6 protein-coding genes are annotated in these 8,782 nt (G+C 43.9%); 3 read left to right on the top strand and 3 right to left on the bottom strand.

Annotation, left to right across the window (positions count from 1 at the left end; translation table 11 throughout):
• Positions 1-114 precede the first annotated feature (114 nt).
• Entirely contained in the window at positions 115-1,899 is a 1,785-nt protein-coding gene (gene cydD, locus AB4512_RS00180; protein WP_372174096.1) for a heme ABC transporter permease/ATP-binding protein CydD, read from the bottom strand.
• Between the two features lie 161 nt (positions 1,900-2,060).
• Complete coding sequence (trxB, locus tag AB4512_RS00175; protein ID WP_004733400.1) at positions 2,061-3,020, bottom strand: thioredoxin-disulfide reductase; 960 nt, start codon at positions 3,018-3,020, stop codon at positions 2,061-2,063.
• Positions 3,021-3,549: 529 nt separating this feature from the next.
• Here trxB and AB4512_RS00170 point away from each other — a divergent pair.
• The 3 genes from AB4512_RS00170 (at position 3,550) to AB4512_RS00160 (ending at position 7,876) form a co-directional block, all read left to right on the top strand.
• Complete coding sequence (locus AB4512_RS00170) at positions 3,550-5,217, top strand: diguanylate cyclase (protein ID WP_017066195.1); 1,668 nt, start codon at positions 3,550-3,552, stop codon at positions 5,215-5,217.
• A gap of 783 nt (positions 5,218-6,000) precedes the next feature.
• Positions 6,001-6,657, top strand: coding sequence for a 2OG-Fe dioxygenase family protein (locus AB4512_RS00165; protein ID WP_372174095.1), 657 nt, complete (start codon positions 6,001-6,003; stop codon positions 6,655-6,657).
• Complete coding sequence (locus tag AB4512_RS00160; RefSeq protein WP_372174093.1) at positions 6,641-7,876, top strand: cysteine desulfurase-like protein; 1,236 nt, start codon at positions 6,641-6,643, stop codon at positions 7,874-7,876. The genes AB4512_RS00165 and AB4512_RS00160 overlap by 17 nt, the downstream gene beginning before the upstream one ends.
• 142 nt (positions 7,877-8,018) lie before the next feature.
• Here the strand turns inward: AB4512_RS00160 and AB4512_RS00155 are convergent, their stop codons facing one another.
• Positions 8,019-8,690 (bottom strand): type 1 glutamine amidotransferase domain-containing protein, encoded by a 672-nt coding sequence (locus AB4512_RS00155; RefSeq protein ID WP_372174091.1) that lies wholly within the window; start codon positions 8,688-8,690, stop codon positions 8,019-8,021.
• Between the last annotated feature and the right edge of the window lie 92 nt (positions 8,691-8,782).

The raw sequence follows: 8,782 nt of genomic DNA, 5'->3' as shown, positions 1-8,782 counted from the left end.
CAACCCGATAGCGTTAACAAGCCGATAGAAGCCGACAGAGTAGCAAAAGCCAATAGCATGCCTAGCGATAGGCCAAACCAATGCTTTTTATAGAGTTTCAGGTAAGGCAGTAAATCACGCATCTAAATTACCCTTATTATCTTGTTGAGCTAAGTTCGCGTTAAGCATCTCTTCGAATAAACCACCCGCAGTCGAAAGCTGAGAGTAATGACCTTGTTCAACAAGACCACCATCGCGCATAACCAGAATGTTATCGACCGATTGAAGCGGGGCAAGTTGGTGCGTCACAAGTAGGGCAGTGCGGCTTTCGATGTTGCTATTGATGCCTTTCATTACCAACTGTTCGCTACGAGTATCTAGGCTGGCAGTGGGTTCATCGAGCAACCAGAACTGACCGTCTTGAATCATTGCGCGAGCTAGAGCTAAACGCTGAGATTGACCAACAGACAGGCCTCCAGAGCGATCAGAAATCATGTAATCCAAGCCGTGCTCGTTTACGAATTCGCTAGCAAAAGATTGCTCAAGTGCATTCTCGACAACTTGGTCAGCGATATCGTGCTTACCTAGGGTGACGTTGTCACGAATGCTGCCGTGCAACAACAATGGGTTTTGACCAACCCAGCTAATGGTTTTACGCCAAGAGGCTAAGTCGAGGTCACGCAATTCAATACCATTGATTTTCAAGCTTCCTTCATAAGGCATGAAACCAAGGATGGCGTTGATCAAACTTGTTTTACCCGCACCACTTGGGCCAACTAACGCAGTCGATTGGCGAGTGTTCAATGCAAACGAGATAGGGCCGACCAATTGAACACCTTCAGGACTTAATACTTTGAGATCTTGAGCTTCAATATTGATGCCTTGAGCTGAATCGAGTTGAGTGTTGCCTGATTTAACCTTAGTGATGTCTGTTTCTAGGAACTCGACAATACTTTCGGCTGCGCCAACCGCTTGTTGCTTCGCGTGGTAGAAAGTACCTAAGTCACGTAGAGGTTGGTAAAACTCTGGCGCCAAGATAAGGATGAACAAACCGGCGAATAGAGTAATGCCTGCACCGTAGTGACCAAAGTTAAGCTCACCAATGTAGGTGAAACCAAAGTAAACCGCCGTCATCGCGATAGAGATCGACGTGAAGAACTCAAGTACCGCAGAAGACAAGAAAGCGATTTTTAACACATCCATGGTGCGCGTTCTGAACACTTCAGATGCACCTTTCAGTACTTCTGTTTCAGCGTTGGTACGATCAAATAGACGAATAGTCGTCATTGACTGCAAACGGTCGTAAAAGTGACCTGAAAGACGCTGCAGCGCTTTGAAGTTTTTACGGTTGGCATCGGCCGCTTTCATGCCCACAAGTGCCATGAACATCGGTACCAGTGGAGCCGTAATCAAGAAGATCAGTCCTGCTGCCCAGTTTACTGGGAACACCACAACCAAAATAATGAATGGAATCATTACCGACAGAGACATCTGAGGTAAGTAACGAGAGAAGAAGTCTTGCATGTCTTCTACTTGTTCTAGCAACAGCGTTGCCCACGTACCGGCAGGTTTACCTTTAATGTAAGCAGGGCCTAACTCACGTAACTTATCAAGGATCAGTTGCCTTATGTAGACCCGGATCTGTTCACCACAGCGATAACCTGCGATTTCACGTCCCCATGTACAGCCAGCACGGCCAACGACCGATAATGCCAAGCCTGCGAAATGACCAACCAGTTCAGATTTATCGACATTCTCGATGATCAGCTGGTGAAGAATAGAGGCGAGAAGAGCTGCTTGAGCAATTAAGAACACGCTTGAAAGTACGCCAAGGCTAATCGCAATCATAAGCCAGCGTTTCGCTAACTTACTCTGTTGCTTAAGCCACTTGTTCAAGCTGCGTTGTTTTTTCTTATCCATTATGAAGGCTTAATGATAATTATTATTTGTTGAGGGCGGGTAGTATACAAAAGAAAGCCCAGTGGATATACCGCTGGGCTCTAGGGATTTACAACAAATTGTGATGATGCCCTGCATCTACTGAGGCGAGAGCTCCGATAATCAAATCTGCAATCTCAGATTTACTTATCGTTAAGGCCATCTAGGAAGCGTTCAGCATCCAGTGCAGCCATACAACCTGTACCAGCAGAAGTGATTGCTTGGCGGTAGTTGTGGTCCATTACATCACCTGCAGCGAACACGCCTGGGATGCTGGTTTGTGTTGCGTTACCTTCAAGACCAGACTGAACGATGATGTAGTCATCTTTCATGTCGACTTGGCCTTTGAAGATTTCAGTGTTTGGTTGGTGACCGATAGCAATGAATGCGCCCATTACTTCGATATCTTCCGTTTTATCAGACTGAGTATCTTTAATACGAACGCCCGTTACGCCCATGTCGTCGCCTAGAACTTCGTCTAGCGTGCGATCAGTGTGAAGAACAATGTTGCCGTTCTCTACTTTGTCCATTAAACGCTTAACAAGAATCTTTTCAGCGCGGAACGTGTCACGGCGGTGAACAAGGTGAACTTCAGACGCGATGTTAGATAGGTAAAGTGCTTCTTCAACAGCCGTGTTACCACCACCAACTACCGCCACTTTCTGGTTGCGGTAGAAGAAACCGTCACACGTTGCACAAGCAGAAACGCCGCGGCCTTTGAATGCTTCTTCAGAATCTAAACCTAGGTACTTAGCCGATGCACCCGTTGAGATGATCAATGCATCACACGTGTACTCGCCAGAATCGCCTTTAAGACGGAAAGGGCGGTTAGATAGGTCGACTTCGTTAATGTGGTCGAACAGGATCTCTGTTTCAAAGCGCTCTGCGTGCTCTTTCATGCGATCCATCAGTGCTGGACCCGTTAAACCTTCAGCATCACCCGGCCAGTTTTCAACTTCTGTTGTGGTGGTAAGCTGACCACCTTGCTGCATACCTGTAACCAGTACTGGGTTTAGGTTTGCACGAGCAGCGTAAACTGCAGCTGTATAGCCAGCAGGGCCAGAACCAAGAATCAATAAATTACAGTGCTTTACGTCGCTCATGAGGACTCCGAAATTGAAATTGTTTTTATTTATAATCGCTTAGGATTGTATGGAAAATATGGAGGCAATAAAAGGTTAAACAAGGGCTGAAGTGTAATTAATCGTTATACGTTAGAACATAACCGAACTAAATGATGGTCTTGTAATCCTGTGTCTTAGATCAATAGCGATAAGTCAAGGAAAGTGCTCTTGCAAACAGCTATGCATATTGCTCACTTTTAGGGCCTTCTTGATCATGGTGTTTCTATAGCAGTATTTACTTTTTTGCGTATACATTGATGAGTAGAAAAACAAGAGAACCTGAATCCTATGTTTTATTTTAAAAAGTTTGCGTTAAAAGACGCTGCAAGAATTCATCAAAATTAGCGTGCAGATAAGCGACCACAAGACGCACTTTTAGTATGAACGGCATGATTACAAACAGGTGTAATGTTGGTTAATACTTGAACTATTGAGTGTTTCTCAGTTGTTATTTTTTTGTATGTGTTATTATTGATATTTATATATTGCGCGGAATCATTTGAACTCTATGCAGATTCTAATCCTTTTTATCAATGTGTTTATTGTGTGCCTGAATTCGGTTTTTGCTTCTCCGCTGCAGGTCAGCGGGGAACAATCTGTGTTAGCTAATGAAGCTGTAAGATGGTATGAAATGCCTTTGTTATCTGATCCAGTCGATTTTCCCATATTAAAAAAACACATTGAATCCTCTCCAAGGATTGAAACGATATTTGGTGGTGAAGGGGCGTTTGGGTTGAGAGTTGATTTGGCCAACTCCGATATCAAGTCGTCACAACAAATAGTTACACTCCATGCAAACTATTTGGATCAAGGTTGGGGTTACTGGCAATCAACAAATGGTCAAGTAAGGCGAATACTTGATTTTGGCCAATTAAGTAACAAGAGTATCTTGCATCTGCATAGGCAAAGCTTCCCGTTAATATTGAATGCGGAGGAATCTGGAACACTTTGGCTCTACTTGGAAGCAAAGAAATTTCCAAAGGCAGTTAACTTCACTCTTCAACCTGAATATCCATTTTATATTCACGTTTTCCGCAACAATACGCTCACATTAGCTTCTATTACTGTCATGCTAACGTTGGGAGTTTTTGCTCTTTTTTGTTACTTTCAAACTAAACATCCAGTCACACTGGCTTGTGCTGGTTATGTTGGGCTACATGGCCTGGGATGGTTCGCCGCTTCAGGCGCTTGGGGGTACTTATTACCAAGCCAAAGCTGGAACCCAGTTTATTTTGGAATGGTATTGTTTCCGTTTGCGGTTGCTTTTTCTTGCTATTACACAAGATTATTGTTTGGATTTCCGCAGCATTTTATTCGTATTAATCTTACCTTTCAGGCCTTTAGTTGGCTGTGTGTCATTATCGGGTTTATTAATGTCTTTGCCCCGTTTTCGTTGACTTTTGTTATGTCCCATTTAATTGCGGCAATCTGGGTGCCGACAATGATAGTGACTGGCGTATTGATGGTTTATCAACGAAACTTTGTCGCTAAATATTATTTGATCGGTGGTCTTTGTTATGGCACGGCTTTGGTATATTACATTTTTGCGCATTTTGCACCATTGCCGACTCAGAGATCGACAGAAGTCATCGTTGTTGTTGCATTAGCAATAGATTGTACCTGCATTTTATTGTCACTGACTGAATGGTTGCGGATTCAACAACATCAACATCAGAAAACCTATATCCAGTCGAGGGTGGATAGTTTAACGGGGCTTGGAAACCGGCTGGATTTTAATGATGCGAGTAAACAATTAGTACATCATTCCTATTGTATCGTCTTCATCGATTGTGATGGCCTTAAATCGATTAATGATACTTATGGTCATGATGAAGGGGATCGCTTTTTAGAATACACCAGCCGCATGATGCGAGAAAAATTTACAGACCTTGGAATGGTTTATCGAGCTGGTGGCGACGAATTTATCTGGTTGTTGAAAGTGGATAAAGAGAAACAAGTTGAGGCTCTCTATTCTCAGATTGAGCTTAGAGTGACTCAGGTGGAAGAGCAAATTCGCAGTGCTGATTGGCCTCAGTCTGGCCTCAGTTTTGGAAGCGCATCTAGTTTTGAATGTGTCAATTTTTCTGAGTGTTTGAGCTTAGCTGACCAGCGAATGTACCAGCAGAAGCGCTCGAAGAACGGTTTTAAAAATCAGTCCAGTGAAATTGAGTGTTAGCTAAATTCCCTATTTTCTAAGTGAATCGTTTTAAGTCTAGTTAACTTATTTTCGTTTTGACTTTTGGTGTAAATGTCACCAAAGGTGGCTCTTTTAGCAACCAACCTTTCAAGCTTGCTTACCCTCTCATCTGTTTTGTGTAGAACATTCCCAATCTTTATAGTCGCCTATTTTTAACGAATTCTAAGTTAGGACATAAAGGCAGACCATCATATTCCAAATAAACGCATCATTTATAATTGTAGGTTTTATTAGAAAGCACTCTATTTGAGGGCGGCCGAGTTCCCCCCGAACTCGACCTGTTCCAGACGCGCAAGCAAAGGCGTTTGGTTTCTGGCGTACTCATAAATTAACCAATTTCAGTTTGTTGTGTAAATAATCAATAGCTTGGCAATTGATAGGTAGGTCGTATTTCGTTGTGCAAAAGCATAGAAATGAATGATGGCGAGTGTGATGCCTGAACTCAGGCAAGAAGGCTGGCGTATTAAAGGGTAAGGGCTTATACAATATGAAACCTGGCCTGCTAGTTAATAATATCGTTAAATTTAAATTTTCAGGGATTTATAACTAGCTAGTGGAGTGTGCTAGTTTTAAGAGTTGGTCATCTTTTATTCTGGTGTTATACACTGCTTTTTATTTCTCGATTGGGTTTAGCGTCTGAATTATTAAATTTGACGGGATAAATGATTCTTTAATGTTGATTTGGCAATATCTTCAAGTATCCTCTATGTAAATAAAACGTTAAATATCGAAAGTTAATTAACAATCATTAAGGAGTCGATGATGTTACATGCTCACGAAAATACCCTACATATTACCCACCTCAGTAACCACGCAGTTGAGGAGTTGTCACCGTCATTCTCTAAGCTTCCAAGCACAGAGCATGCGGACGGCCAGTTTCGATTGAGAAGATACTCGGTGGTTGAATTCAGTAATGGACAAGTCGTTGAGCAAGACAAACATAACTTTGTTCAGTCTGAAAACATTAATCACTTTCAAGGTGACGTTGTTCGTCAGTTCGAGCCGATTGAAGCGAAGATTCTAAGCAGTGAAGGCATGCAAGAAATGTGTGAGCTGTTTATAGAAACCAACGGGCTTGAAGACGGGCAAGAAATCGAAATCCATCAGATCCGCATTGCCGCTATTTTTGAAGAAACTCAGGTTGCGCCAGAAGGTGTTCACCAAGATGGCTTCGACCACATCGCTTTAATTGGTGTTAACCGTCATAACATTGTGGGTGGCGAGATCATGCTGTACCAAGATTCTCATGAAGCACCGTTCTTTAGAAAAGTGCTTGAAGACGGCGAAGTTGCAATGCTGGCAGACAGTAAGCTTTGGCACAATGCACAACCGATTCGCACCATAGACCACGATGAGATGGGCTATATGGATGTGTTTGTTCTAACGGCTAAGGATGCGCGCAATGTCCTTCACTCTTAATGATGTGCGCCAGCAGTTTAGCGCGCTAGGCCAATACCATAACGGTAAGCCGGTGACCTTTTTTGATGGGCCGGGTGGCTCTCAGGTTCCTGAAAATGTTTTAGCATCCATGACGGAATACCTTGGGCACTTTAATTCAAACCTAGGCGGTCATTACTTTTCTAGCCAGAAGACCACAGGTTTAATGCAGCAAGCGAGAGAAGCGGCGCAAGCACTGCTTAATGCGGAGTCTTCTGGCAACGTTGTGTTCGGCGCGAACATGACATCTCTGACCTTCCAATTGAGCCGAGCGATCAGCCGCGATTGGAAAGAGGGCGATGAAGTTATCGTCACGGCGTTAGACCATTACTCAAATGTATCAAGCTGGCAGCAAGCGGCAGACGACAAAGGCGCGATTGTTCGCCAAGTTCGCGTAGACGAGTCGGATTGCAGTTTGGATATGGCGCATTTTGAATCGCTGCTTAACGAGAAAACCAAGCTTGTCGCGGTGACGTTTGCTTCGAACACGACGGGCTCGATTGTTGATATGGCGAAAGTTATCGAGCTTGCACATCAGCATGGTGCGCAGGTTTATGTCGATGCCGTGCATTACGCGCCGCATCATTTGATTGATGTTCAGCAATTGAATTGCGATTTCTTAGCGTGTTCAGCGTATAAGTTCTTCGGCCCGCATGTTGGCATTGCTTATGTTGCGCCTCAATGGCTACACACGTTAAAGCCTTACAAGGTTGAGCCTGCAACCAATATCGGCCCAGGTCGATTTGAGACAGGTACGCAAAGCTTCGAAGGCCTTGCCGGTGTGATTGCGGCGGTGGATTACTTGGCGCAGTTAGGCGATCCCGCCGATTCATTGCGTTCTCGTTTAGAGCAAAGCTACGCGCTTTATAATAAGCATGAAAGCCAGCTCAGTGAGTACTTCCTTAAACGCTTGTCTGATCTTGAAGGGGCAAAGCTTTACGGGAAAACAGAGTTTGATTCGAACCTAAGAACGCCAACGTTTGCGATTACCTTTGATAATCACTCTCCAGAGTTCATCGCCAAGAAGTTGGGTGAACATAATATCTGTGTGTGGAACGGACATTTCTACGCATTAGGTTTGGTGAAACAGTTGGGCATTGAAGAGCAGGGCGTGGTGCGTATTGGTTGTATGCATTACAACTCGATTGAAGAGATCGACTTGTTGTTCAATGTGCTTGAAGGGATCTTGCGAAGTAACTAGCAAGAAGTAACTAACACCTTAGTGGTTACAAAATTAGAAAAGAGCATACTTCTCTCAATAATATTGAGGTGGAAGTATGCTCTTTTTGTTTGATTGAGCTTATTTGATTAACGTCGGTTATTCGAATAAGCCCTTGATTTAACTAATAAAGTTTCTTAACCAGAGCTGCGCCTACAGCGTGTGCGCTAGTCGGGTTCTGGCCTGTAATTACTCGCTCATCAACAATCACAAGCTCTTGCCAAGGTTGAACCTTGTTGAAACGCGCTGAGCTGCGAGCAAGAGACTCTTCCAGTAGGAACGGAATGTCGTTGATGGTGCCAAAGTCGATCTCTTCTTCACGTGTAAAGCCAGTCACCGATTTAGAGCTTAGTAGCTTCTCGCCGTTGCTTAAAACAATCGGAAGCAGCGCCGCAGGGCCGTGACATACTGACGCAATCACACCACCATCTTCGTAATGCTTAGCCGCAATAGCAGCGAATTGCTCGTTGGTTGCTAGGTCTGAAAGCAAACCGAAACCACCTGGGTAGAAGATAGCATCGTAGCTTTCTGCATTAATTTGGTTTACAGGAATCGTATTGTTGATGCGGTTTTGGAAGTCATCATCAGCCAAGATCTCAGCGTTTACTGAATCCCCTTCAATATCGGTTCCGTACAATGGGCCTTTACCACCCTTGATAGAAGCGATGTCGTACTCAAAACCCGCAGCAATGATCTCTTTGAGAGCATGAGTCAGTTCAGGCGCATAAGTACCATTCGCTTGATCTGTATCGCCTAGTGTTGCGTGGTTAGTCACTGGAATTAGTATTTTTTTCATGGTTCGTCCCTTTGAGCTGCTGTTTTTTTATTTAGGTGCTGAAGCTTTTCGTTAAGCACTGATGCTGTTCGTTAGGCGCTAGCGCTTAGAGC

Origin of the sequence: Vibrio sp. 10N.222.52.B7, from assembly GCF_041474275.1 — a bacterium.
Taxonomy (GTDB): Bacteria; Pseudomonadota; Gammaproteobacteria; order Enterobacterales; family Vibrionaceae; genus Vibrio; species Vibrio crassostreae_C.
The sequence above is the reverse complement of the archived record's forward strand: the minus strand, read 5'-3'. Positions and strand labels throughout refer to the sequence as shown.

Bases quoted from the DNA above. Each gene is read 5' to 3' on its own strand.
- cydD (WP_372174096.1), bottom strand. From the start codon at position 1,899: ATGGATAAGAAAAAACAACGCAGCTTGAACAAGTGGCTTAAGCAACAG.
- AB4512_RS00160 (WP_372174093.1), top strand. From the start codon at position 6,641: ATGTCCTTCACTCTTAATGATGTGCGCCAGCAGTTTAGCGCGCTAGGC.
- AB4512_RS00165 (WP_372174095.1), top strand. From the start codon at position 6,001: ATGTTACATGCTCACGAAAATACCCTACATATTACCCACCTCAGTAAC.
- AB4512_RS00155 (WP_372174091.1), bottom strand. From the start codon at position 8,690: ATGAAAAAAATACTAATTCCAGTGACTAACCACGCAACACTAGGCGAT.
- trxB (WP_004733400.1), bottom strand. From the start codon at position 3,020: ATGAGCGACGTAAAGCACTGTAATTTATTGATTCTTGGTTCTGGCCCT.
- AB4512_RS00170 (WP_017066195.1), top strand. From the start codon at position 3,550: ATGCAGATTCTAATCCTTTTTATCAATGTGTTTATTGTGTGCCTGAAT.